We start from the raw sequence: 25,315 nt of genomic DNA on the forward strand, positions 1-25,315 counted from the left end.
AGATGTGAACCAATTTGTTACATAAAACGGCTATTCATTACTGGGACAACCGCAAAGCCAGCTCGTAAAGCTCCATGTTGAATTCTTTTTTCGTATTTACGACCTTGTCAATATCAGTGGCTACCAGCTTGCCATCAATCGTTCCGCAAGCCTTGTCCGATATACCCTCAATCAATTGACGAACAGCAAAGTCACCCAAACGGCTTGCCAGATTACGGTCAAATGCGGTTGGTGTGCCTCCACGTTGAATGTGTCCAAGCACCGTTACACGCGGCTCATAATCCGGACAGTTTTCCTGGATTACCTGTGCTACGGTTTCACCTTTGCCTGCGCCTTCAGCAACGATAATGATACTGTGGCGTTTGCCGTGCTTAAAGTTTTGCTTCATCCGATCAGATACTTCATTCAGGTCAAACTCTACCTCGGGTACCAAAATCGTTTCCGCACCGGAAGCCAGACCTGCATGCAAAGCAATATCGCCGCAATGACGTCCCATAACTTCTACGATAGAAGAACGCTCGTGCGATGACATGGTATCACGTAGCTTGTTGATGGCGTCCACTACGATACTAACCGCCGTATCAAAACCGATCGTATAGTCAGTGAAGGAAATGTCATTGTCAATCGTACCTGGAAGACACATTGTTTTAATTCCTTGCTTGGTCAGTTTGTTAGCCCCTTGATAGGAACCGTCGCCACCGATCACGACTACGCCATCAATTCCACGGTTACGCAAAATTTGTGCGCCTTTTTTCTGCCCTTCTTCAGTCGTAAATTCCTTGCATCTTGCAGATTGAAGTACAGTACCCCCACGTTGGATAATATCTCCGACACTTCTCAAATCCATCGGGAAAATATCATCATTCAGCAGGCCCTGATATCCGCGCTGAACCCCGAATACTTCAAGTCCAAAATACAAGCCGCTGCGCACAACGGCGCGAACTGCGGCGTTCATCCCCTGTGAATCTCCACCACTCGTTAATACTGCGATTTTCTTAACTGCTGTCATGATTTATGACCTCCTCAAAATGTTCATAAAAGCCTTCTTATCCATCGACTGTTTAATAAGAAAAACAAACGCATAAGCGGACTGTTTTTCATTAAACGTTTCGAAACCGCGCGCACTTCCTGCTGCTCGCTAACTTTGGGGTCGGATAAATATAACGCCAGCAATCCCTCGATAATCATCCGGTGAAAGGAGCTGGCAGGGACATCTGCAATATCAACCCGCGCCCGATTCACAACGTAGGCGATCCGGTCCAGCATCATGTCGGTATCTTCATAGTAATTGCAGAAGTTAAGATCTCCGCCCTTCCGGTCTTCGTCTTGATCGATTAGATAATCCAGCAAAATATGAAGACTGCACACATGTGGAAAATACGATGCATGTATTGAGGCAGCCCCCGCATCCGTGAGATGCCGGTCGCTGGCAGCAAGAAACAGCATAAAGACCCCCAGGGTTGAACCGGTAGCCGCAGCAAATTCGTTCCAGCGCAGCTCCGGTGTACGGCCCTTATGAACCGACCACCAATCCAATAGCGCTTGTTCGCGCAATTCGGGTTTAATATGCTTGTAAACTTGCAAATCCGTGTATAATCCCGCCAGATCCTGAACGTAAGGCATTGCCGCCTCATACCCCGGAAGCCTGCTTACACAAGACTGACAGGTTGTCACCAGCCCGGTCAAATAACCGCCATCCTCCTGCTCACGACGCAAAGCGTAATAATTCACTGGCTTGGCTGCTGGGTTGATCGCATCTAGCATAGACTGATGCAACAGCCTGAAATCATCCGGGTCCATGGACGTGCTGCGATCACACAGGTTGTCCAGATAATCGCTAATCGTCTGGTACGCCACAATAAGCGGAATTAACGTCTGCCGGGCAGACATATTCCCTGCGGCATAAACCGCCCCGCCTACACAGTGAAACGTCTTTTCCGCTATGCTTGCAAGTGCCTGACTTCTCAGCTCGGGATCCGGAATCTGTTTAGCCTTGTGTTTCCAATTTCCCAATTCCTGCTTCGTTTCGGGGAGAATGTGCTTGTACATTCGGCTCATTAGACCTATGGGGCCTCTCGGAACTTGATAACGTCCTTGCTCAACATAACTCAAATGACGGTGCCTCCACATTGTTGTCTACGTAATTATACCTATCCAAACCATACTCATTATAATATGATCGTCCTTTTAGCACAAATGAACAACCTCACTTTTTCTTTAATATTTAAGAAAAATGAGCCATTTTCAAAAAAAATCTTTATACCTGTCATGACCACATACACAAAAATTGAAATTAAACAAAATTTACCCTGATAAAATTTTTATTTCAAAATAGGTTAAAAGCCCTGCCTATCCCTCATCCTCTACTGGCTTTAAGCCTTGAAAGGCATCCCAGTTCCAATATCCCGTATCCGTTAATCAAATTCATCAACGCAATTGCACTGGAGGAGACAGCACTCTTCTGTTTTCATTACGGTATAATACCCTATTCCAGCTCAGCTTTCTCATATCATAAACTTTTTTTTGCAAAAAAGCGCAGTCCCTTAAATTACAAGGAACTGCGCTCTAAATTCATCGTTTAACCGTAATATATAAGACATCCGCATGAGCGGAACATTTCTTACTATTCAGTTACACTTACAGTTTATTTACGTTAGCTGCTTGGGGTCCACGGTTACCTTCAGTGATTTCGAATTCAACCGCTTGACCTTCTTCCAAAGTCTTGAAGCCGTCGCCCTGGATTGCGGAGAAATGTACGAATACGTCCTCGCCACCATCCACTTGGATGAAGCCATAACCTTTTTCTGCGTTAAACCATTTTACTGTACCTTTCAAGTGAACAACCTCCTAAAAATACCGCCATATATGGCGAATATCCATATTATACTTCATGCTTTTTCACAATGCAATTGATGTTTTGAGGGCTTTTGCAGGCTGGAATGATTTGCTTTTGCGGCGGAAACTGCGGTATCATGAACCAAAACATCTTTAAAATCGGAGACATGCATATGATGAAAAAACACGAAATATACAAAAAAGACAATTGGAACATGATGACTGTCGAGGTGCAGGGCCGTTACATCGTTTTACGGGAAATATCCGATGACTGGGGCGAAGAAGCCCACACGTTTTTGAGCCGTCCGGCACTGATGCATTGGGCTCAAAATCGGTTTCCCAAGCAGTCCTTTCAAGATAACGAGGAAGAGTGGCAGCAGATCATGAACGCTTTCAAACAGGTATAGCGCATTCATGGTATCCAATAGCTTTCTCATCTTCATTATTCTGGCCTTTACGCTGGGCGGAGTGCTGATCATGAAACGTGATACGTTACCGACTCCTCTCAAAAAGTGGATGGCCCTCACTGCCGTAATCATGGTTTGCTTTGCCTTTTATCTTATTGTATACAGCTTATTAAATATAGGTTCCGACCCAAGGTAAAGAAAATTATACTTTTGGGCGCAGGAGGTCATACTATGGCATAACAAGCCATGGTATAAGGAGGATATGCCGTTACATGCATGCCACAAAACCTCTTGCTCTGCTGCTCACGGTCAGCGTGGCGGTTTCTTCATTTTGGCAGCCGTCCCTTACCGCCGCAGCCCCACCCCACATTTCGTTCGATCAGAGGAGGCTCTCCATGAGTGAAATCGTAAAACGCGCAGATGCGCCTGCGGAGAATACCTGGAAGCTTGAAGATCTGTTTCCAGACCGCAAAGCATGGGATCAAGAGTACGAAGAAGTTAAACAACTAGCCAAAAAGGCTACACAATTCCAGGGCAAGCTGAATTCAGCCGAAGTGATTGTCAATTGCTTTAAGCTGGAAGATGAACTATCGCTCAAAACCGAGCGCGTATACGTATACGCGCATCTACATCATGACGAGGATACGGCTGAACCTACATATCAGGGCCTTTCACAAAAAGCCAAAAAATTAGGCGTTGAGGTTAGTGAAGCCCTGTCCTTCGTGACACCTGAAATTTTGGCGCTGCCTGACAATCAGCTCGATGCATTAATTGATGATCCGAAGTTGGCAGATTATCGCTTTACGCTCCAAGAAATGAAACGGGAGAAAGCGCATATTTTGGGTAAGTCGGAAGAAGCCCTTCTCGCACAGGTTGGTAACCTAGCTCAAGCACCGCAAACTATTTTCGGTATGCTGAACAATGCCGATATGAAATTCCCCAAAATCAAGGATGAAAACGGCAAAGAGGCTGAGCTGACACATGGCAGCTATATTCAATTTCTTGAGAGCCCGCACCGCGAAGTACGTGAGCGTGCTTTTAAAGCGGTCTATGATACGTATGCCAAAAATAAAAATACGATTGCTTCCACACTGAGTGCCAATGTGAACAAGAATGTTTTTTATTCTAATGTTCGTAAATACCCTTCTGTACTGGAAATGTCACTCTATGGCGATAATATTCCGAAGAAAGTGTACACCAATCTGATTGATACCATTCACGAGAGCTTGCCTTTGTTGCATCGTTATATCAAGCTGCGCAAAAAGCTGCTGGGCGTGGATGAGCTTCATATGTATGACCTGTTCGCTCCGCTGGTGGACGAATACAAGCTTGATATTTCGTATGAAGAAGCTAAAAAGCAAACGAAGGAAGGTCTAAAGCCGCTGGGCAAGGACTACCTGGCTTCGTTGCAAAAAGGCTACGATGATCGCTGGATTGATGTGTACGAAAATGAAAATAAACGTACAGGCGCATACAGCTGGGGTGCTTACGGCACTCACCCTTATGTGCTGCTGAACCATAAAGATAACCTGAACAGCATGTTTACGCTCGCCCATGAGATGGGCCACGCACTGCATTCGTATTACTCGGATAATGCGTTGAAGTATCGGGATGCCCAGTATACCATTTTCCTGGCTGAAGTAGCATCGACAACGAATGAAGCGTTACTGATGGACTACTTGCTGAAAAAGTCTACCGATCCAAAAGAGAAAATGTACCTTCTTACCTACTATGCGGACCAATTCCGCACAACGGTATTCCGTCAAACGATGTTTGCGGAGTTTGAGAAAATCGTACATGAGCGAGCAGAACAGGGAGAGTCCCTTACACCGCAGCTTCTTTCAGAGATTTATTATGATCTGAATGTGAAATATCACGGCCCTGGCATGAAGGTAGACAAAGATATTGAAATGGAATGGGCGCGTATCCCCCATTTTTATAACAGCTTTTATGTCTACAAATATGCTACCGGCTTCTCTGCGGCAACCAGCTTCTCGAAACAGATTCTGGAAGAAGGACAGCCAGCCGTTGACCGTTATTTAGGATTCCTGAAGAGCGGCGGTAGCGATTATTCGATTAATATTTTGAAGAAGGCCGGCGTGGATATGTCCTCTCCGCAACCGATTCGCGAAGCGATGAGCGTATTCGAGGAAGTTATTACGGAAATGGAAAAGCTGACCGCTGGAAAGTAAAACCATACACGATTAAAATCCGGCATTGAAACGATGCACGGATAAATCCCTTGTCCATGACGGGCAAGGGATTTTATAATGTAGCGGAAGGTGGTGGCATTTTGAAAACACAATGGTCTTTGATCGCAGCTCTTGTTATCGCTTTGTTAACGGGTGTATTCGCTGTCATTAACGTGAAATCGGTCCAAGTAAATCTACTATTTCGTACGGTCAACGTTCCTTTGATTTTACTTATTCTCGGCTGCACTCTTCTTGGAGGGCTTATCGTCGGTTCCTTCGGTATTTTCCGTCAATATAAGCTTCAGAGAGAAATCAAACGTCTGACCACCCAGCTTCATACACTGCAAGAAGAACACACACCCGCTGTGGAAGCATATGCAGATACCGTCTATAATACGTCTGGTTCGTCCAGTGCGGTGTCTACATCTGACAAGGATACAGAGCAAACGTCCTCTGACCTTGACCGGTTGTCCAAATGAGGAGGAGCAACAACATGACGATTCATCTGAACGAAAATTATATCATGACCTTCCTGAATCAACTATTGAACACCCCCAGTCCCAGCGGCTACACGCATCATGTGATGGAACTGATCCGTACAGAAGCCGCAAGCCTTGGGGTGCCCTTAGAATGGAACGCCAAGGGCGGTGCCATCTTGACCCTAGAGGGCCAGCAGACAGACCGTACAGTTGCGCTGAGCGCGCATGTGGATACATTGGGTGCGATGGTACGCTCAATGACCAGTCATGGTACCTTGCGGCTGACATCTGTCGGCGGCTTCATGATGAACAGCATCGAAAACGAATACTGCCTGATTCATACCAGAAGCGGACAAACATATACAGGCACGCTTCTGTCGAGCCATCCGTCTGTGCATGTCTATGATGATGCACGTAGCTTTGAACGCAAGGAAAGCCATATGGAGGTGCGGATCGACGAGCTTGTCGAATCCAAAGAGGATGTGCTTCAGCTCGGCATTGCGGTAGGCGATTTTATTTCGTTCGACGCCCGTCCGGTCGTGACACCCAGCGGCTTTATCAAGTCGCGGCATCTGGATGATAAAGCCAGCGTGGCTGCGCTGTTTGGTGTATTGGAAGCCGCTACACGCGAAAACTGGAAGCCCCGTCATACCGTTAAGCTGCTCATTTCCAACTACGAGGAAGTCGGTCACGGAGCTGCTTACATCCCCGAAGGAATCAGCGAAATGATTGCCGTCGATATGGGTTGCATAGGCGAGGATCTGAGCTGCAAGGAGACGGATGTATCCATTTGTGCCAAGGATTCCTCCGGGCCTTATGATTATGACATGACGACTCGTCTGATTCAGCTGGCCAAGGAGCTGAATATCCCGTATGCGGTTGATATTTATCCGCACTATGGTTCTGACGCTTCGGCTGCGCTGAAAGCAGGCAACAATATCCGTGCTGCGCTGATCGGCCCTGGCGTACACGCCTCCCATGCGATGGAGCGTACGCACAAGCAGGCTGTAGTGAACACTGCTCGTCTGCTCGCCGCTTATGTGACGGTTTAATCCGAATGATGACGACCGGCCTGTTCCACTGAGAATAGGTCGGCAAAGGCTTGGCGAAAGGAAATCACAACTATGTATCTGAAGAAACTACGTTACTTTATCGCAGTGGCAGAAGAACTACATTTTAATCGTGCTGCAAAAAAACTGAATATCACTCAGCCCCCCTTGAGCCAACAAATCCAAAGCCTTGAGGAAGAGCTTGGCGTGAAACTTTTGGAACGAACCAAAAGGCAAGTTCGACTTACGTCCGCAGGAGCCATCTTTTTAGAGGAATCCAGAAACATGGTTTCTCAATTGGAAAAATCCATTAAAATGACACAGCTTGCAAGTCAGGGGAAATTCGGACATTTATCCATCGCTTTTGTTGATTCGGCATCTGGCGGTCTGATGGTTAACGCCTTAAAGAAATTCCGGGAGCGTTTTCCAGACGTGAAGCTTACGTTGTTTGAAATGACATCTGCCCAACAACTGAAAGCTATACACGAAGGCAAAGTTCATGTGGGCTTCCTGCGCTGGGCAGATCCATCTATACATATCACCTCTCAGCTCTACAGCAACGAATCACTCATTGCCGTACTTCCCGCAACACATCCGCTAGCCCACCACCCAACCTTGTCTTTACGTTCTTTAGCGGAAGAATCTTTTATCCTGTCTCCACCTCATATGGGAGCGTCTTTTCATGACCTCATATTAGACTTTTGCAGACAACACGGCTTCCAGCCCCAAATCGTACAGGAAGCCGTTCAAATGTATACAATCGTTAACTTGGTAGCTGCTGGTATAGGCATCTCCATTGTTCCCTCTTCCGTTTCTGTTTTCCAACGTAGTGATGTCGTATTCCGTTCTTTTCACGAAGATTCTCCGTCCGTCCCACTTTACGCTGCATGGAAAACAGATGCGAAGGACGCTCCTCTGACTCGTTTTTTGGAGGTGGTTGAAGAAACAGCTTGTAGTAAGCCATTAGACATGTAAACACCCATCAGCACGCAATCTTAACCCGTTTTACTCGGATCACGTTCAACAACGCTGTTTAAAATACTGTCAATTTGTCTCATAACCTCCCCATCGAGACGGACACCCGCAGCTTTTACATTCTCCTTCACCTGCTCTGGCTTGGAAGCACCGATAATAGCTGAGGACACTTGCGGGTTTTGTAAAACCCACGCTACTGCAAGCTGTGGTAGCGTCAAACCATTTTCCTGTGCAATTGGCCGGATCTGCTCCACTGCCTGAAGGACCTCTTTACGTAACCATTGCCCGGCCAAGCGTTCGAAAAATGGTGAACCTGCTGTCGTAGAAGCACGTGAACCCTCGGGAAGCGGCTTGTCTACTGCATATTTGCCAGAAAGAATACCCTGTGCCAGAGGTGACCAAACGACCTGTCCAATTCCTTCCTGCTCACAAGTGGGAATCACTTCAGCTTCAATGATACGCCATAGCATGGAATATTGGGGTTGACTTGCCACGAAGGGGACCTTTAGTTCTCTCGCTAAATCCGCTCCTTGCTTTATCTGGTCTGCTGTCCACTCGCTCACCCCTACATACAAAATCTTCCCCTGACGAACCAAGTCGGATAATGCCAAAAATGTCTCTTCAAGCGATACGGTTGGATCAAAACGATGTGCATAATAAACATCAATATAATCCGTCTGCAAGCGTCGAAGGGAAGAATGGCAGGCCTCCATAATATGCTTGCGGGATAGCCCTTTATCATTCTGTCCGGTACCTGTTGGATGAAAAACCTTTGTGCATAGTTCAATACTTTCACGTCGTATTCCCTTTAAAGAATGACCTAAAACCGTTTCCGCCATCGTATCTGAATAAACATCAGCAGTATCAAACGTGGTGATTCCTGAATCTAATGCAGCATAGACACATGCTTTCGCTGTGGTGTCATCCACTTGTGCACCGTGGGTTATCCAGTTCCCCAATGCTATCTCGCTTACCCTCAAGCCGCTTTTTCCAAGTTTACGATATTCCATTTTGAATGCCTCCTTCCATATAAATTTGATTATAGCAAGCAAATTTTAATATTAGAAATATATAATAATCTACTTATTAATATGAAAAACATATTAATAAGTTCATTCATACATTTGCATAATGATAGGTAGCTTCGAGTTTCCAAGTCAGGACATGAGTTATTTCCACAACAATTCCACGACCGATGTACTGGAATAAATACGAAAAAGCAAGTCTCCAGCGCTTAACGGAGACTTGCTTGTTTAAGTAACGACGGAAAAACGATTCACGCAATATACTTGTTTCGTATTTTAAGATTTGCTTTGTTCAATTTGCTCGGCCAGCTCGTTCAGATAGGTCCAGCGCTCCATTTGATGCTCCAAATGCTGTTCGGCCTTTGTTTGCTCAGCCATAAGTTCTTGTAGTCGTGCGGAATCATTGAAAGACTCTTCCATCTGTCGCTGGATGCTAGCCAACTTCTCCTCAGCCTGTTCGATCAATTCGTCAATTTGCTCATATTCCCGCTGTTCCTTAAAGGTGAATTTAAGCCTGGTTTTGCTTGTCTCCTTAACTGAATCCGAAGCATCCGCAGACTTAGACGTGGAAGACTGAGCAAAAGAAGTCCCCGCTGGGACAGGCGGATTCGAAGCGGATTGAGCATTTTTACTGATCCATTCTGCATACTCGCTGTAATCGCCCACATGCACACGTACCTGTCCTTCTCCTTCGAATGCCAGTACCTTGTCTATCGTGCGGTCCAGGAAATACCGGTCATGGGAAACGATAAAAACAACACCCGGAAATTCATCCAGATAGTCCTCCAGCACGGATAGAGTCTGAATATCCAGATCATTCGTTGGTTCATCCAGTAACAGTACATTCGGTGCGGACATCAGCACACGCAGCAGGTACAAGCGCCGTTTCTCGCCCCCTGACAACCGGGAAATGACCGTCCATTGCGCGCTTGGCGCAAACAGAAACCGCTCCAGCATTTGTGCGGCTGTAATAGCCGAGCCATCTGCTGTCCGGATGACTTCTGCTTCTTCCTTAATATACTCGATAACACGCAGCGATTCGTTCATTTCCTGATGCTCCTGGGTAAAATAACCGAGCTTTACGGTCGGTCCCACGATTACACTGCCTGAATCCGGTTCTACGCGCTGTGCAATCATTTGGAGCAGAGTCGATTTTCCGCTACCATTGGGACCCACAATCCCGACCCGGTCACCGGGCACAGCGATATAGCTCAAATCCTGTATCAGCTTTCGGGAATCTACCGATTTGGACAGATGCTCCAGCTCCAGTATTTTTTTACCCAAGCGCGTGGAGGCTACCGACATGTCTACAGACCCGGAACGGGCTTCCGGTTGTTGATCCTTAAGCTGCTCAAATCGTTCAATACGCGCTTTCTGCTTGGTCGAACGGGCTTTTGCCCCCCGGCGAATCCAGGCTAGTTCATTGCGCAACAGGTTTTGCCGTTTCTGCTCCGATGACGCTTCCCGTTCCTCGCGTTCCGCCTTTAGCTCCAGAAAACGGGTATAGTTAGCTTCATATCGGAAAAGTCGACCATGATCCAGCTCTAGCATGACAGTTGCTACTCTATCCAGAAAATAGCGATCATGCGTAATCATCAGCAACGCGCCGCGTCTTTTCTGCAAATACTGCTCCAGCCATTCCACCGAGTCATTATCAATATGGTTCGTAGGCTCGTCCAGAATGAGCAGCTCACAGGGCTGGATCAAAGCCGCTGCCAAAGCAACACGTTTACGCTGTCCACCAGAAAGCACGCCCATACGTGCCTCAAACTGCGTGATACCCAGCCGGGTCAGTATGTTTTTGGCCTCACTCTCCAGCTGCCATGCCTGGAGCGTATCCATTTGCTGGCTTGCCTTCAACAGGCGGTTTTGAAGCTCCTCGCTGCCCGGATTCAGCTCCAGCATCTCCATCGTTTCCGTATATTCGCGCACGGCCTTCATTTCAGGCTGGGTGCCGTGGAAAATGTGCTGGAGTACCTTCACCTCGGGGTCAAACTCGGGATTTTGCGCCAAATATTGAATGCGTACACCGTTGTTGACCGCAATATTGCCATCATCCGGTGGCTCTAAGCCGGAAATCACGCGTAAAAACGTTGATTTACCAGTGCCATTCACACCAACGACCCCTATTTTGTCACGTTCATCCATGCCAAAGGAAGCATCCTCAAACAGCATTTTTTCGCCATAGCTTTTCGTTATATGTTCAACGGTCATAATATTCATACGGATTCCCTGCTCTTCCCCTATTTTGTGATGCATCTTGTTTATTTTAACACAGTCACACCCAATGATTAAAAAAACCGTGATCTGAACGAAGTCAGTACGGTTTCTGGCTTTACAATATCACAGTCTGCGTATTCCGCTCCCGGCTTTACAGCCGTGCATAAACAAGTTAGCCGCAAATTCAGCCGTCTGATCCACATCGTATTCACGATAATCTTTATCCAGTAAAATGTCCATTTTCAGGCGCTCCATCATGCCAATGAATGCCTTCGCATGAAGCTCAGGCTGCTGCACACCCTCTGACGCCAGCTTGTTTTTGACCATATCGGTATAATCCTGAATGAATCCGCGCATAAACTCCATTAAATCAGGGTCATTGTTCGGGGTCATAAAAAACAGTTTGGTATGCTGCTTGCGCTTGTAGTAGTAATGCAAGTGCAGATTTGCCATTCGCAGCAGCCCCTCCTCCAAAGCGCGGTTAGCCAATGCGCCCTCCATCTCAGCCAGGTATTGCTCGCAATCTCTGCGCGTGACCGCTGTAAACAGCTGTTCCTTGCTTTTGAAGTACAAATATACCGTACCTTTGGCGACACCCGCCTGTTCTGCAATCTCGGAAATCCTGCTTTCATAAAAGCCTTTGGTGCCGAAGACTGTGTAAGCGGCGTCCAAAATGGCCTCATATTTATCTCCATGTATACCGCCCATCTTCGCGCCTCCCTGTACTAGAGTATAAACAGAATGCCTGCCAGAGCGACCAGCCCCCCGAAAATCGAACTGATGCTATTCACTCGATCATTGCTCATCCAACGCCAGCCCCGCACATAGACCGTCGGTTGTCCACAATGCGAGTCTACCTCTACTTCCCGGCCGCAAACCGTGCAGGAACGCATCATTTGTACCGTAGCACCAAGATAGGAGTCGGCAAAGGCCCCTGCACTACCAGATATTCCCCCGATCAGTGCCCACAGCCATAGCGGCAAGCCTGGCATTCCTATGGCGTATCCAAAGCCCCAGGCGCCTATTCCAATCAGAACTCCCCCAGCCAAGGCCGCAGCTGTCCCCAGAACAGATACACCTCCCGAGGTTCCGGGTGCCAGCACCTTGCCATTCAGTATCGAGCGAGGCGGCTTGCGGCTCAGGCTGCCAAATTCCGTTGCCCACGTATCCGACGTGACTGTAGCCATGACGCCAACAAAAGCCAACTGCCAGGCAACATGAGGCCAGATTGCATAGCACAGGCATAACAGCATACCTAATCCCCCGTTGGCCCATACCTGACCAGCATCCCGATTTCCGGTTTTGGCATACGATTTTTCAAGCTCTGCCTTGCGCTCCTTTTTAAACCTCGACAGCAAGGTCGATGTAATGAAGAACAGGAGCAAGGTCCCGAACCAAAACAGGTTACCTGCACCATAATACACGGTTCCCATCAGCACAGCCGCCGCAAAGCCCGATAAGGTTAAGGATTTTTTATAAAAAGCAGCCCCCGCCACTATAGTAGCGCCAAGCAATCCGATGATCCAATCCATGATATACCCCCACTTTGCAATGAATCTCTCGTTTTTCATTGTTCAGTTCGTAATTTATTGTACAACGCTCTACACTTATATAAAAGCCGCGTCCCATGCTATGGCACAGGACACGGCCCTTACATTCTTGCCTGCGGAAATCCTTCCATACTGCCCAACTACCAAGAGAACTCCCTTTTTAACCAACTTAATTGATGCAATCACACGCATCAGCTTAACCGATTGTGCAGCTTCCTTGACGGTCAGTTCCCCAAAATAGCTCGAAACGATCTCCACTCGTTATAGGCCCTACACCTGCCGGAGTGCCTGTAAAAATAATATCGCCCTCACCCAGTCCATAATGATTCCCTATGTAATCAATGATATGCTTAATGGAAAAAATCATATCCTTGATATGGCCGCGCTGTACTTCCTGTCCATTTTTGAGCAATGAAAAATCCTGCTGCTCCAGCGAGTCCAGTTTCTCTAAAGGCAAGAACGGTGTAACGGGAGCAGAAGATTTGAACCCTTTAGCCGCCGTCCAGGGGTGACCCTTTTTCTTGAGAACGCTTTGTACATCACGCAGGGTAAAATCAATACCAAAGGCAAATGCACTCAGAATCGTTTCCGCAGACATACCCGGTTCGTAATTACGGCCTACCGCCACAATCAGCTCTGTCTCATAATGAATGTCTCCTTGATCTTTAGGCAGCTCCAATGTTGCTCCATCCAGCGGTACTACCGCATGGGAAGGCTTTAAAAAAATCATCGGTTCTGTAGGAACCTCATTTCCCAGTTCCTCGGCATGCAGCTTATAATTGCGCCCGACACAGTAGACATTACGAATTTCCACGTTCATTACGACCATCACCCTTCCCGCGTATATAGTCCAATTATTTTATAAATAGATTACGTATATAGTGCCACATCCGGTGTTTGGAATGCAAAAAAACCTGCGCCCAGCGATCTGGCCAATTGGTACAAATCATCAATTCAGGATGTAATGAGGCCAATCTTCGCATGATGCTACGATCATCCACCGTCCACGCCATGACTGTGATACCGCGTCCGGTCAAGTCTTTCATCAGCTTTCGATCCAAACGCGGGTAGCCCATGGATAGAAAAGAGCATTGCAGCCCTTCCAACTGCTTTGCCAGATCCTCCGGACGAGCATCAATAATCAGCCCGGTACGGATACCTGGCGTCAGCTCTTTGGCCCGACGTAAAGCGGAACGCTCAAAAGAGGTCAATACCACTTCATTCTCCATATCCCGCGCCACAATTTCACGGAGTACCGCCTTCTCCAGCCCCGGATACATATCCCCTGCGGTTTTTAGCTCAATATTGAGCGATACGCGGCCACGACACAGATCCAGCACTTGTGCGAGAGTAGGAATCCTTTCTCCTTGATATTCCGCGCTTTTCCAGCCACCAGCATCCAGACGTTTCAGCTCTTTCCAGTCCGTATCCTTCACTCGACCTGTGCCGTTAGTCGTGCGCTCCAACGTGAAATCATGGATGACCACCGGAACGCCGTCCTTCGACAGTTGTACATCCAGCTCAATCCAGCGAACAAACAGCTGATCGATCGCAAGCTTAAATGCCGCCAACGTGTTCTCGGGAGCAATTCCCGAAAAACCACGGTGAGCCACGCACAAATGATCCATTCCGGTTATGACCTCCATCCACAAGTGGTAGCCTCAATACAGACCAGCCTCGTGTAAAAGATTTCCTTCAACAACTATCGGGCGCTTACTGTACCGTCTGCGCCTACAGAAATATTAGCCGGTGACATCGCCGCTACTTCTTGTAAAATTTTGCTGGCCTCCGCATCCTTCATTGGAACTGGTTGACCCAGCTCTGCCCGGTAAGGAGTCAGCTTCATGCTGCAAGCCCCGGCCCGGGTACAGGTTGCCTGAAATATCGCTGTATCCCAGGTGGCTGGTACTGTAGATTTAGAAAAAATAAAATTGCCTGTGCTGTATGCAATCCATTTGCCTTTATACTGCTCCATCCCCTGTAGCACGTGCGGGTGACCTCCAATGACGAGATCTGCCCCTGCATCAATAAAAGCATGCGATAGCTCGGTTTGATGAGGCTCCAATACAGTCACGCGCTCCTTGCCCCAATGGGCAATGATAATAACCAAATCAGCCTGCTTGCGCGCCTCACGAATCGACTTCACGATCGCGGTCGAATCGTAGGCTCCTGCAACACCGGGCTGTTTGGCGCCTGCATTCCAGTTGGCCTCGGGCATAACCCGTGTAGCTCCCAACAACGCAATTTTAAACCCTTTACGTTCAAAATAGTGCGGAGCATACGCTTCTTTTGCATTACGCCCGGCTCCGGTATACGCTATATCATTTTCTTTCAAATATTTCAGCGTATCCAGTAATCCGTCTGTGCCCTGATCCAAAATATGATTGTTGGCCAAATTTACAGCGTCTATTCCTGCCGCAGCCAACGCAGTCAACGCCTTGGGAGAAGATTTATACACATACGTTTTATTCAGCGCACCCACGCCCCCGGTTGTAACCGGCGTTTCCAGATTGGCTATCGTCAGATCGTCCTTGCGAAACAGATTTCCAAGATATTGATATGGAAAATCAAATCCGTTCTTTTCCAACCGCTGCTCAACCTTACCGGAAAACTGCACATCCCCTACAAAATGGAGCGTGACTGTCGGTGAAGCTGTTCCATCTGATGCCACGTTCTTTCCCAGCTCCGATTCGTTGGGGTCAGTAGAATTCCCGCTGTCCGGTGATTGCCCGGCGTTCTCTGAAGATACTCCTGATTGTGACGAGTTGCCTTCGGGAGCAGTCGTGTCAGACGTTGTCACCGGGCGACTGTCTGTATCTGTAGCAGTATCCGAAGAAGGCTCCGTTTTATCGTCAGCAGCTTGCTCGTCTCCATTGGAGCTATCGTTCATTTGTTCATTTGAAACAGCAGTAATGTTCTCTGTTATCGGGCTAGAAGACTGTCCTCCACCCGCAGAATCCGTTTTGGCCTTGTTATCCTGTTGCAATAGTCCGGCGTTTTCCGCAAGAGAGCTACTCTCCCTGTGTTCAAATATGTAATAATATCCAAAAAGACCTACGATCATAAGCAGCAGGACAAGATTCGTAATGATCCAGGCCTTGCCTATTTTTCGCTTCCTTGCTTTCTTTCGACCTTCATTTTTCTGTGATCTGGGAGGGTACATTCTTCACTCCTTCTATGCTGTTGCATATGCATTACTTTCTTAAATGATCCAACGCTTTTGACACCTTCTCCATTATATTATCAAATTTCGGTATAAATAGAACCCCTCGCTTGGGATTGCGAAGGGTTCGTTATTCAAGCTGCTCCATTCATTTAATTATACCTGTACCTCGACCGCTTCCCGTTCCGCAGCTTGGACGGCAACAGAGGCCCATTCCTTGGCCTGACGGATACAATCCGGCAAGCCGATAGCATCATAGCCGGCACCCAAAACATACACTCCCGGCATCGCTGTACGCAGTTCTTCCCTCAGATCGGCGATAGCCTGCGGGTGTCCTACCGGATATTGCGGCATGGAGTGGCGAAGACGGGTAATTTCCGTAAATAGCGGAGTCGCCGTAACGCCCATCATATCCTGCAAATCCTTACGTACCAGCGCAGTCAGTTCATCATCGGGTAGCTCCACTGTTTCTTCGGCTCCGGCACGCCCCACATAACATCGCAGCAGTACCTTATCGTCCGGACTGGTATGCAGCCACTTGGCAGATGTCCACGTACATGCCGTCACACTGCGTCCCTCTTTACGCGGAACCAGAAAACCGGAACCATCAAAAACATTCTCAATGTCTTGTTTATGAAAGGCCATGACCACATTGGCCACGGACACATAATCAACGGCTTCCAGTGCGGCCACATTCACATGTCCCTGCAACAGCGGTGCAGCGGCAAAATTCGGAGTCGTGATAAATAGATCGTCCGCCTCCAACGTCTCCCCATTATCCAGTACAACATGGTAGACGCTTCCTTCACCGTCTGCTGTCTTTGTGAACTCTGTAACAGCAACGCCTGTGCGCAAATCACAGTCACGCAAGTCATTCAGTAGCGCATGTACCAAACTTTGCAGCCCTTGACGAAAGGTCAAAAAGACACTTTTTTTCGTACCTGTATGCGTCTCTGCCGGTTTTCTTCCGGTCATCATCCCGTGAATGAGGCTCCCGTATTGCTGCTCTACCTCAGCAAATTGCGGAAAGGTCGCCTGCAAGCTCAGCGTCTTCATATTGGCAGCATATATGCCAGCCAGTAGAGGCTCGGTTACATTCTCCAGCACTTCTTTGCCCAATCGACGTTCAATAAAATCACCCAAGGCTTCATCACCCGGTACGCGACGGGGCTGAATAACAAAATCCATCATGGCCCGCAGCTTGCCGCCCAACGAGATCAATCCGCTGCGCAGAAACGGTTTAAGCTCCGTCGGAATCCCCAGTACCAGACCGGGGGGCATCGGATGAAGCTGACCTTCATGCAAAATGTATGTTTTTTTCGCCTCAGGATTCGTGCTTACCAGTTCATGATCCAGATCCAGCTCTTTCGCCAGGTCGATCATAGCCGTTTTACGGGCCAGAAAGGAGTCCGGCCCTTTTTCAATCACAAATCCGTCTTTATGCAACGTTTCGATTTTCCCGCCCAGCACCGGGGCCTTCTCCACCAGCGTAATCCGTGGTGTGTAGCCTGCTTCTTTGTACATTTTACGTGTATAAAAAGCTGCGCTCAGTCCGGTCAATCCTCCGCCTACAATCACAATGTTGCGTAATTTTTGCTCCATTATGTCTTCATCCCTTTTTCCATTGGTCTATGATGACATCGCTAAGCGTCTCCATGTACAATGGATCACTGTTAAGCGAATCAATCCGCTGGAAACGCATATCCAGTTTCTTCGCCAAAGCCTGCGCCTCAATATCCAGATCGTACAGTACTTCCAGATGATCGGAAACGAAACCGACTGGTGCAGCCAGCACATATTCAACCTGGTCTTCATTGAGACTATGCATGGTATCTAGGATGTCAGGACCGAGCCAAGGCTCTGCTGTGCGGCCTGCACTCTGCCACGTAAACTGCCAGTTGGTGATTCCTGCCTTATCCGCAATTGCTTGTGAAGTAGCCATCAATTGCTCTACATAAGGGTCACCCATCGCCAAAATCCGCTCAGGCAAGCTGTGCGCACTGAACAATACACGTACCTCGTCCCGATTCGCCCCTGCCTCTTCGAAAAGCGCCAGCTTGGCATTTACACGCTCGGTTAACGTCTTGATCAGCTTTGGATGAAGATGATAGCTTTCCACAAACGATATAGCCAACTCCAGTTCCTGTGCCTTGGCCTGTGCACGCTTAATATAAGTGCCTACACTCATTACAGAATAATGCGGAGCCAGCACGACACCTACCGCTGTACGGATACCGTCATGCACCATAGCCTCCACGCCATCCTCGATGAACGGCTTGGCATGTTTGAGTCCCTGATAACAGATAAATTCAATATCCGGGTTACGATTTTCCCGATTTAAGGTTTCTTGCAGATTGTGAACCTGACGATCCGTATTTTGACGTAGCGGAAATACACCGCCAATGGCTTCATAACGGTCCTTTAATTCTTTCAATTGCTCCGGGGAAGGAGCGTTACCACGACGAATATGCGTATAATAGGCTTCCACCTGATCCAAACTTTCCGGTGTCCCGTAGGACATAACCAGTACACCCACTTTGGTTTTCATCAGCACATCACCTCTTAACATTTTGGATTGATTACTTCTTTGTTCAAAACGGAACGGGAATACTCGTGCACATACTCTGTAAGCTCTCTCAGCTTATCTAACGAAGCTTCTGGAAATAAACCGTGACCCAGATTAAAAATATATCCCGGCTCCAAAATTCCTTCATCCACAATCGTTTTCGCATACTGTTTAATTACATCTATCGGCGCTGTGAGCACGTAAGGGTCCAGATTTCCCTGCACACCAAAAGCATTACCCAAACGACGGCGTCCTTCAGGTATACTCACCCGCCAGTCCAGTCCGATCACATCGGCTTTTACCCCGCCCAGCAGCGGAAGCAACTCACCCGAGCTTACACCGGGAAAATAAATTTTCGGTACGTCCAGATCGGACAGCTCATGGAAAATACGTGTAATCGTCGGCAGCACAAACGTTTGGAAATCACGAGGCGAAAGCGCCCCTACCCAGCTGTCAAACAGTTGAAATGCCTTGCCGCCATTAGCGATATGGGCACGCACGTATGTAATTACCATGTCCCCAAGCTTGTCCATCAGCCGACGCCATAATTCAGGTTCTCCGTACATCATAGCTTTAGTGCGGATATACCCCTTGGACGGTCTGCCTTCTATTAAATAACTCGCAATTGTAAAAGGAGCTCCGGCGAACGTAATCAGCGGTACTTCCAGCTCACGGTCTAAAATACGGATCGTTTCTAAAATATGACCCAGATCTCGTTCTACATCAATCGGGCGCAGCTTGTCCACGTCCGCCGCTGTACGAATCGGATGTTCAATAACCGGACCAATATTTTTGACAATATCAAAATCAACCCCCAGCGAGGCTACCGGATTCATAATATCAGAATATAAAATAGCAGCGTCCACCCCAAGCTTGCGCACGGGCATTAAGGTCACTTCTGCGGCCAGCTCGGGCTGACGACAAATTTCAAGCAACGTGTATTTCTCTTTAATTTTGCGATATTCAGGATCATACCTTCCGGCCTGCCGCATGTACCATACGGGAATATGATCCACAGCCTGCTTGCGGCAAGCGCGGATAAAGGTATCGTTGTAGGTCATGACTTCAGCCTCCAGTTCGAATCGTAACTACTGTACTATATTATGCCCTTTTTCAGGAGTCGTAACAACCGCCGCTGGCGGACAATCCATGACAAACCCATGACATTTGGATAAAGTTTCAATGAAGTGTGCTATACTAAAGAAATGGCTTTTTAAAGCTCCGGGAAGTTCTATTTAGGATAAGTAGTGTTTTGCATCAGCAAGAAATGACAGAAAGGAAGTGAAAGCACATTGAAAACGCGGGAGACGTGGAAAGTCAATCTCATTGTGCTTTGGTTCGGTCAGTTTCTGGTCAATGCGGGTATTACGATGATTACTCCATTCCTCGCCCTCTATCTGGCTCAAGACCTTCATGTGAAGGGAGAACATAATATCGGCTTGTGGGCCGGAGTTATTTTTGCCGCAAACTTTTTGACTTCATTTATGTTCCAACCCCTATGGGGCAAGCTGGCTGACCGATATGGGCGCAAAGCAATGCTGCTCCGCTCGGGTTTTGGTATGGCTCTGGTGATCGGCTGCATGGGTTTGGTCACCCATCCGTGGCAACTGTTGGCGCTTCGTTTGCTAAACGGTACGATTTCTGGCTTCAATCCAGCTTCGATTTCCCTGGTGTCGGGTACCACACCCAAAGAACGGACTGGTTTCGCTATGGGGATTATGCAATCTGGTCAGATGGCGGGTACGATTCTCGGCCCTCTGATGGGTGGTTTTTTGGCTGACTGGGTTGGATTCAGACCGATCTTTTACATTACAGGCGCTCTTATTCTTGTAGCCTCTCTCATCGCAATGTTTCTGGTTAAGGAAGATTTCAGCAAAGCCGAAGCTGCACGAACACCGCAAATTTCGGTTCTTGCCGGATTAAAGGAGCTAAGCCATACGCCCCAGCTTCCGGCTCTGTTTACCGTAACGTTCCTGCTCCAGTTTGCCATGATCAGTACGGTATCTTTGCTGCCGTTATATGTGCAAAAGCTGTATGGGTCGGCAGAAGGAATTGCGCTCATTGCCGGCTTTGTTACAGCCATTACCGGCGTGTCGAATATGGTCGCTGCGCCGCTGCTTGGAAGATTGAGTGACAAGATCGGGGCGCACCGTATTTTGACCCTCGCTCTACTCGGAACCGCACTTATGCTCATTCCGCAGGCTTTTGTCAATCAGGTATGGCAGCTCGTCACGATCCGTTTTTTCATGGGTATATTTATGGGCGGACTGCTACCAAGCGTAAACGCGCTGATTCGCACGTATACGCCGGAAGGCATGGAAAGCCGTTCGTTCGGCTTCAATACCAGCTCGCTGTCGCTTGGTAATATGCTGGGCGCTGTTATTGGCGGGGTACTGTCCGGGTTTATAGGCATCGAAGGATTGTTCATCATGTCGGGTGTCCTGCTGATCGTCAATATATTCTGGGTACGTATGAAGCTCTATGATCGTAAGCCTGCACCTGATTTCAGGTAAGATAGCCTTCTGGTAAGGTCAGCCTTCCAGAACAGACAAGAACCTCCGCTCCACAATTTTGTGGACAAGGAGGTTCTTTTTGTATAGCACTTTTTGCATAGCTATATAAGTAACATTACAGCCTATTTTACACGGGCCAAAGCCAATCCGTCATAGGCTGGCAAAAGCGTACTGACCAGTCGCGGATCCGTAGCTATCGTTTCGTTAAAGCGTCTCACGGCCTGTACGGCAGGACCGTTCTTGTCCGTATTCAGCGTCCGTCCACGAAGAAAACAGTTATCTCCTGCAATAATGGCACCTGGATTCGCCAGAGCAATCGCATATTCCAGATACACCGGGTAATTTTCCTTATCCGCATCAATGAAGAAAAAATCGAAGGTTCTCCCCTCTTCCTGAAGCTTCTTCAGGCTGTCCGCTGCAGGTCCGATACGATATTCGACACGGTCACCGTAGCTATTTTCCTCCATATGTCGATGTGCCAGCGCCGCATACGCTTCTTTCAGCTCCAATGACACTATGCGTCCCTTTTCTCCCAGCCCACGGGCCAGACATAATCCGCTGTACCCGCCTAATGCACCAATCTCCAGTACCTGCTGCGCGCCGGATACCTCAATCAGAAAGGTCAGCAGCTTCCCGTAAGGATGAGCCACCGATACCTCAGGCATCCCCTCTGCAACAATGGCCTCCCTGATGCCGCGTAGCGCTTCATCCTCCTGTACCAGTTGGTCTACATATTGTTCAGGTGTCATATTGGGTGTAATTTCCACGTTTCATCTCTCCTTCTTGCTTTATCATAACGCAGGTTGGACACGGTGTCCTTCGCAAATTTTTTACCTTAAATGATTTGTCTCTTCGTTTACAATGACCTATACTATAAGGATTGAACCAAGCTTATATGATTATGGGACGGAGTGAATACGTTTAATGACTCAACTGCAACTAATTGCAACTGCGCCGATGGGACTTGAAGCTGTCGTGGCTCGGGAGCTCAGAGAACTCGGATACGAGGACCTGACCGTCGAGAATGGCCGCGTCGTTTTTTCCGGGGATTATATGGATATATGCCGGTGTAACCTGTGGCTGCGCACATCAGACCGCGTTCTTATTAAAATGGGTGAATTTCCCGCAACCACCTTCGACGAGCTGTTTGAGGGCACCAAGGCTTTGCCATGGGAGGATTGGATTCCTATGGATGGTGAATTTCCTGTAGAGGGACGCTCGCACAAATCACAGCTTAGTAGCGTACCAGCCAGTCAGGGAATCGTCAAGAAGGCGATTGTGGAAAAGCTCAAGGAAACCTATCACACGGATTGGTTTGAGGAGGACGGCCCTCGTTACGTTATAGAGGTCATTCTCTTAAATGACCGTGCATTGCTAACGCTCGATACAACGGGTCCGGGGCTGCACAAGCGCGGCTACCGCAAGCTCGTGACGGAGGCTCCGCTCAAAGAGACTATGGCTTCGGCTCTTATTCAGCTTAGCCGCTGGACCCCGGATCGACCATTCTATGACCCGTGCTGCGGTTCCGGTACTCTGCTGGTAGAAGCAGCAATGCAGGCATGGAATATTGCCCCGGGATTGAGACGTACCTTTAACTCTGAAGACTGGCCTGTCATTGGTCGCGAGCTATGGGATCAGGCTCGCGACGAAGCGATGGATTTGACCCGCGATGACATTCCTTTCGAGATTGCAGGCAGCGATATTGATCCAGGTGCCATCGAAGTTGCTGAGGCTGCTGTCAAGGCGGCAGGCTTCGCTAAAGATATCTCATTAAAGGTGATGCCTGTAACGAAAGTCAGACTTGAAGGCCAATATGGTGTGATGATTACCAATCCACCTTATGGTGAAAGACTAAGTGAGCAAACCGAGGTAGAGAAGCTGATCCGGTCAATCGCACGCACGGCAGCGGAAATGAAGACATGGTCCTTCTTTGCTATCAGCTCCACCAAGCAATTCGAGCACTATTGGGGCCGCAAAGCCGATAAGAGACGCAAGCTGTTTAATGGCCGGATCGAATGCCAATACTATCAGTATCTGGGCCCTCTACCGCCGCGCCGCAAAGATACTCCGCCGTTGCAGTCTTAAATAGATGATGCCCAGGCCAGGAGGCGAACGGATGGTTCGCTTCCTGGCCTGATTTGTGCTGTTCATCGGATAAAAATATGGATTTACCCTGCTATACTGGAAGGAAAATGCTGTATTTTCTTTACTTAATCATTGAAATGCGCGGGATGAGCGCTATAATAATTAAAGGCGATTTCGGTTTTAACATTACGTTAATATGTAGTTTGTACTAGCCGAACATTGATGCCGAAGGGGGTAAAGTGTTGGTTATTCGCACGGCCGGTGCAAATCGCACTGGAAACATGTTCAGCAGAATACTGCTGTCCCGATATTTCGGGTTTGGTCTGTTTTTTGTACTTATGATTGGCAAGCTCGTTCTGATCCACCATAACCTGCATGCCCAAAATATTGACATGAATCCGCTGGATTATGTCATCGCTATCGGTTCGCTCTTGCTTGTGAGTTTTTGGACCTTATGGCTGTCAAGGCGCGGACGTTTGGTCGCTCTTGTGGTGCTCGATATTTTGCTTACTGCTCTCATTTATTCTGACATGGTTTATTATCGGTATTTTCAGGATTTCATTACGATCCCCGTCTTGCTTCAAGCTGGACAAGTTGATTCCCTGGGTGGAAGTATCGCAGCTCTGATGTACTGGTGGGATCTTTTCTTTTTTGCAGACTGGATTCTGTTCATTCCGTATGTGATGTTCGTAGCTTCCTTACGGCGTCGGTATGTAACGAGTGACCCTTACATGGAAACGTCCCGCCGCTCATTCACCAAAAGCTTTCTGCTTCGCTTCTCCAAAGGCGCGCTGGCCTTCCTGATCGGCTATATTTTTACCTTTGGACCGATTAAATATTATACGTCCACGTGGGCAACCGGCATATTCGTCGGTAACTGGTGGTCGATGGCCCTGTACAATGTAACCGGGCTGATCGGATTTCACGGGTACGACATTTACCGCTATAGTCAGGACCATCTGGGACCCCAGCCTACGCTGGCTCAGGCGGAGTCCGATAAGGATAAGGAATGGTTTAATCAGCATCAAATGCTGCTCCAGGTGAAAAATGACCTGTCCGGCAAGTATAAAGGTAAAAATGTGATGGTCATTCAAGCCGAAGCGTATATGAACTTTTTTATCGGCAAGCAGATCAACGGTCAGGCCATAACGCCTAACTTTGACAAGCTGATGAAGGAAAGCATGTATTTTAACAATTATTATCACCAGACTGCACAGGGTCGTACCTCGGACGCGGATTTCTCTACACATGCTTCTCTGCATCCGCTCCCTACAGGCTCGGTATTCATCCGTTATGCGGACCATAAATTCGATACGTTGCCTTCTATTCTAAAAGATACTGGCTACAGCCCTAATGCATTTCACGTATACGACAGCAGCTTCTGGAATCGCTACACAATGTATAAGGCAATGAACTATGATAAGTTCTACAGTAAAAAAGACTTTAAAATAGATGAGCCACTAGGCTGGTCACTGGGAGACAAATCCTTTTTCCGTCAAACGCTCAATGATCTCACCACTGAGGTCAAACAGCCGTTCTACGCCTATATGGTCGGAATTTCGAGCCACCACCCGTACAATCTGCCACCAGACGCCGTGGATTTGGACGTTGGTGAGTTTGAAGGGACCATGTTCGGAGACTATCTGAAATCCGTCCATTATGTGGACGAAGCACTGGGCGAACTGGTCGATCAGATGAAGAAAGACGGATTGTGGGATAATACGATCCTCATGTTCTACGGGGATCACGACAATTCTATTAAAGATAAGGCACTGTATGAGAAATTTCTGGGTAAGCCACTCACAGATCTCGACATGCAAAAAATCATGAACCAGGTGCCACTGCTAGTGCACCTGCCCGATGGAAACCATGCTGGAACTTACACTGAACCGGCAGGACAGCTTGATCTGACACCTTCGGTGTTGCATCTGCTCGGCATTTCAACGAAACCGTATTACTTTATGGGAAATGATCTGTTCAGCGGGAAGTCTCGCATGGTCGTGCTGCGCAGTGGTGCTTTCACTGATGGCCGTGTGTACTATATTCCATCCGAGGACGGCACATTCTCCAAAGGAAGCTGTTACAACCTCACCACAGGCCAGCCTACGGATGTGAACGCCTGCGGACCGGGGTATACTGAAGCTCTCAATCGGTTGAACATTTCCGATCAGGTGATCACGTATGATCTCATTCGCCAATGGGGACCGGAAATCAAAGAAGTCACTGCGATTCCTTCCACATCCAAATAAATTTGCT

The 25,315-nt window shown here is 48.0% G+C and carries 23 protein-coding genes; 9 read left to right on the top strand and 14 right to left on the bottom strand.

Annotated elements, in window-relative coordinates:
• Positions 1 to 37: 37 nt before the first annotated feature.
• The 3 genes from pfkA to ACIFO6_RS10320 form a co-directional block, all read right to left on the bottom strand.
• Positions 38 to 1,009 carry a 6-phosphofructokinase gene (pfkA, locus tag ACIFO6_RS10310; protein ID WP_283655472.1) on the bottom strand — a complete coding sequence of 324 codons (972 nt, stop codon included), beginning with the start codon at positions 1,007 to 1,009 and terminating at the stop codon, positions 38 to 40.
• A 23-nt stretch (positions 1,010 to 1,032) separates the two neighbouring features.
• Positions 1,033 to 2,112: a tetraprenyl-beta-curcumene synthase family protein gene (locus tag ACIFO6_RS10315; protein ID WP_430040547.1), complete on the bottom strand. Its 1,080-nt coding sequence runs from the start codon at positions 2,110 to 2,112 to the stop codon at positions 1,033 to 1,035.
• A 525-nt stretch (positions 2,113 to 2,637) separates the two neighbouring features.
• A complete protein-coding gene (locus tag ACIFO6_RS10320) occupies positions 2,638 to 2,835 on the bottom strand; it encodes a cold shock domain-containing protein (RefSeq protein ID WP_010348936.1) in 198 nt (65 codons plus the stop codon).
• A 173-nt stretch (positions 2,836 to 3,008) separates the two neighbouring features.
• Here ACIFO6_RS10320 and ACIFO6_RS10325 point away from each other — a divergent pair, with 173 nt between their 5' ends.
• The 6 genes from ACIFO6_RS10325 (at position 3,009) to ACIFO6_RS10350 (ending at position 7,937) form a co-directional block, all read left to right on the top strand.
• Complete coding sequence (locus ACIFO6_RS10325) at positions 3,009 to 3,242, top strand: hypothetical protein (protein ID WP_044646374.1); 234 nt, start codon at positions 3,009 to 3,011, stop codon at positions 3,240 to 3,242.
• A gap of 7 nt (positions 3,243 to 3,249) precedes the next feature.
• Positions 3,250 to 3,438: a hypothetical protein gene (locus ACIFO6_RS10330; RefSeq protein WP_149094898.1), complete on the top strand. Its 189-nt coding sequence runs from the start codon at positions 3,250 to 3,252 to the stop codon at positions 3,436 to 3,438.
• Positions 3,439 to 3,637: 199 nt separating this feature from the next.
• Positions 3,638 to 5,434: an oligoendopeptidase F gene (pepF, locus tag ACIFO6_RS10335; RefSeq protein ID WP_430040627.1), complete on the top strand. Its 1,797-nt coding sequence runs from the start codon at positions 3,638 to 3,640 to the stop codon at positions 5,432 to 5,434.
• 56 nt (positions 5,435 to 5,490) lie between these two features.
• On the top strand, positions 5,491 to 5,913 hold the full coding sequence (locus tag ACIFO6_RS10340) for a LapA family protein (RefSeq protein ID WP_430040550.1): 423 nt from the start codon (positions 5,491 to 5,493) through the stop codon (positions 5,911 to 5,913).
• 14 nt (positions 5,914 to 5,927) lie between these two features.
• Positions 5,928 to 6,965 (top strand): M42 family metallopeptidase, encoded by a 1,038-nt coding sequence (locus ACIFO6_RS10345; RefSeq protein ID WP_430040552.1) that lies wholly within the window; start codon positions 5,928 to 5,930, stop codon positions 6,963 to 6,965.
• A 72-nt stretch (positions 6,966 to 7,037) separates the two neighbouring features.
• Positions 7,038 to 7,937 (top strand): LysR substrate-binding domain-containing protein, encoded by a 900-nt coding sequence (locus ACIFO6_RS10350; protein ID WP_430040554.1) that lies wholly within the window; start codon positions 7,038 to 7,040, stop codon positions 7,935 to 7,937.
• Between the two features lie 20 nt (positions 7,938 to 7,957).
• Here the strand turns inward: ACIFO6_RS10350 and ACIFO6_RS10355 are convergent, their stop codons facing one another.
• From ACIFO6_RS10355 to hemE, 10 genes are all read right to left on the bottom strand, one after another.
• Positions 7,958 to 8,947, bottom strand: coding sequence for an aldo/keto reductase family protein (locus tag ACIFO6_RS10355; RefSeq protein WP_430040556.1), 990 nt, complete (start codon positions 8,945 to 8,947; stop codon positions 7,958 to 7,960).
• A 291-nt stretch (positions 8,948 to 9,238) separates the two neighbouring features.
• Complete coding sequence (locus tag ACIFO6_RS10360) at positions 9,239 to 11,185, bottom strand: ABC-F family ATP-binding cassette domain-containing protein (RefSeq protein ID WP_430040558.1); 1,947 nt, start codon at positions 11,183 to 11,185, stop codon at positions 9,239 to 9,241.
• Between the two features lie 120 nt (positions 11,186 to 11,305).
• A complete protein-coding gene (locus ACIFO6_RS10365; protein WP_430040560.1) occupies positions 11,306 to 11,890 on the bottom strand; it encodes a TetR/AcrR family transcriptional regulator in 585 nt (194 codons plus the stop codon).
• Between the two features lie 17 nt (positions 11,891 to 11,907).
• Entirely contained in the window at positions 11,908 to 12,714 is an 807-nt protein-coding gene (locus tag ACIFO6_RS10370; RefSeq protein ID WP_430040562.1) for a DUF92 domain-containing protein, read from the bottom strand.
• A gap of 214 nt (positions 12,715 to 12,928) precedes the next feature.
• Positions 12,929 to 13,552, bottom strand: coding sequence for a fumarylacetoacetate hydrolase family protein (locus tag ACIFO6_RS10375; protein WP_430040563.1), 624 nt, complete (start codon positions 13,550 to 13,552; stop codon positions 12,929 to 12,931).
• 34 nt (positions 13,553 to 13,586) lie between these two features.
• Complete coding sequence (locus tag ACIFO6_RS10380; protein WP_430040565.1) at positions 13,587 to 14,360, bottom strand: glycerophosphodiester phosphodiesterase; 774 nt, start codon at positions 14,358 to 14,360, stop codon at positions 13,587 to 13,589.
• A 74-nt stretch (positions 14,361 to 14,434) separates the two neighbouring features.
• On the bottom strand, positions 14,435 to 15,895 hold the full coding sequence (locus ACIFO6_RS10385) for a CapA family protein (RefSeq protein ID WP_430040567.1): 1,461 nt from the start codon (positions 15,893 to 15,895) through the stop codon (positions 14,435 to 14,437).
• 156 nt (positions 15,896 to 16,051) lie between these two features.
• On the bottom strand, positions 16,052 to 17,497 hold the full coding sequence (gene hemG, locus ACIFO6_RS10390) for a protoporphyrinogen oxidase (RefSeq protein WP_430040569.1): 1,446 nt from the start codon (positions 17,495 to 17,497) through the stop codon (positions 16,052 to 16,054).
• Positions 17,498 to 17,504: 7 nt separating this feature from the next.
• Positions 17,505 to 18,443 (bottom strand): ferrochelatase, encoded by a 939-nt coding sequence (gene hemH, locus ACIFO6_RS10395; RefSeq protein ID WP_430040571.1) that lies wholly within the window; start codon positions 18,441 to 18,443, stop codon positions 17,505 to 17,507.
• Positions 18,444 to 18,457: 14 nt separating this feature from the next.
• Positions 18,458 to 19,522, bottom strand: a complete 1,065-nt coding sequence (gene hemE, locus ACIFO6_RS10400) for a uroporphyrinogen decarboxylase (RefSeq protein ID WP_430040573.1) — start codon at positions 19,520 to 19,522, stop codon at positions 18,458 to 18,460.
• 231 nt (positions 19,523 to 19,753) lie between these two features.
• Here hemE and ACIFO6_RS10405 point away from each other — a divergent pair, with 231 nt between their 5' ends.
• Positions 19,754 to 20,974, top strand: coding sequence for an MFS transporter (locus tag ACIFO6_RS10405; RefSeq protein WP_430040575.1), 1,221 nt, complete (start codon positions 19,754 to 19,756; stop codon positions 20,972 to 20,974).
• A gap of 122 nt (positions 20,975 to 21,096) precedes the next feature.
• On the opposite strand, the gene ACIFO6_RS10410 is transcribed toward ACIFO6_RS10405, so the two are convergent.
• Entirely contained in the window at positions 21,097 to 21,741 is a 645-nt protein-coding gene (locus ACIFO6_RS10410; RefSeq protein ID WP_430040577.1) for an O-methyltransferase, read from the bottom strand.
• 157 nt (positions 21,742 to 21,898) lie between these two features.
• Between ACIFO6_RS10410 and ACIFO6_RS10415 the strand changes: the two genes are divergently transcribed.
• Both ACIFO6_RS10415 and ACIFO6_RS10420 read left to right on the top strand, forming a co-directional pair.
• Entirely contained in the window at positions 21,899 to 23,059 is a 1,161-nt protein-coding gene (locus ACIFO6_RS10415; RefSeq protein ID WP_430040579.1) for a THUMP domain-containing class I SAM-dependent RNA methyltransferase, read from the top strand.
• A gap of 239 nt (positions 23,060 to 23,298) precedes the next feature.
• Positions 23,299 to 25,308 carry an LTA synthase family protein gene (locus ACIFO6_RS10420; RefSeq protein WP_430040581.1) on the top strand — a complete coding sequence of 670 codons (2,010 nt, stop codon included), beginning with the start codon at positions 23,299 to 23,301 and terminating at the stop codon, positions 25,306 to 25,308.
• Positions 25,309 to 25,315: the final 7 nt, after the last annotated feature.

It is taken from the genome of Paenibacillus sp. NRS-1781, from assembly GCF_050467745.1.
Lineage (GTDB): Bacteria > Bacillota > Bacilli > Paenibacillales > Paenibacillaceae > Paenibacillus > Paenibacillus terrae_A.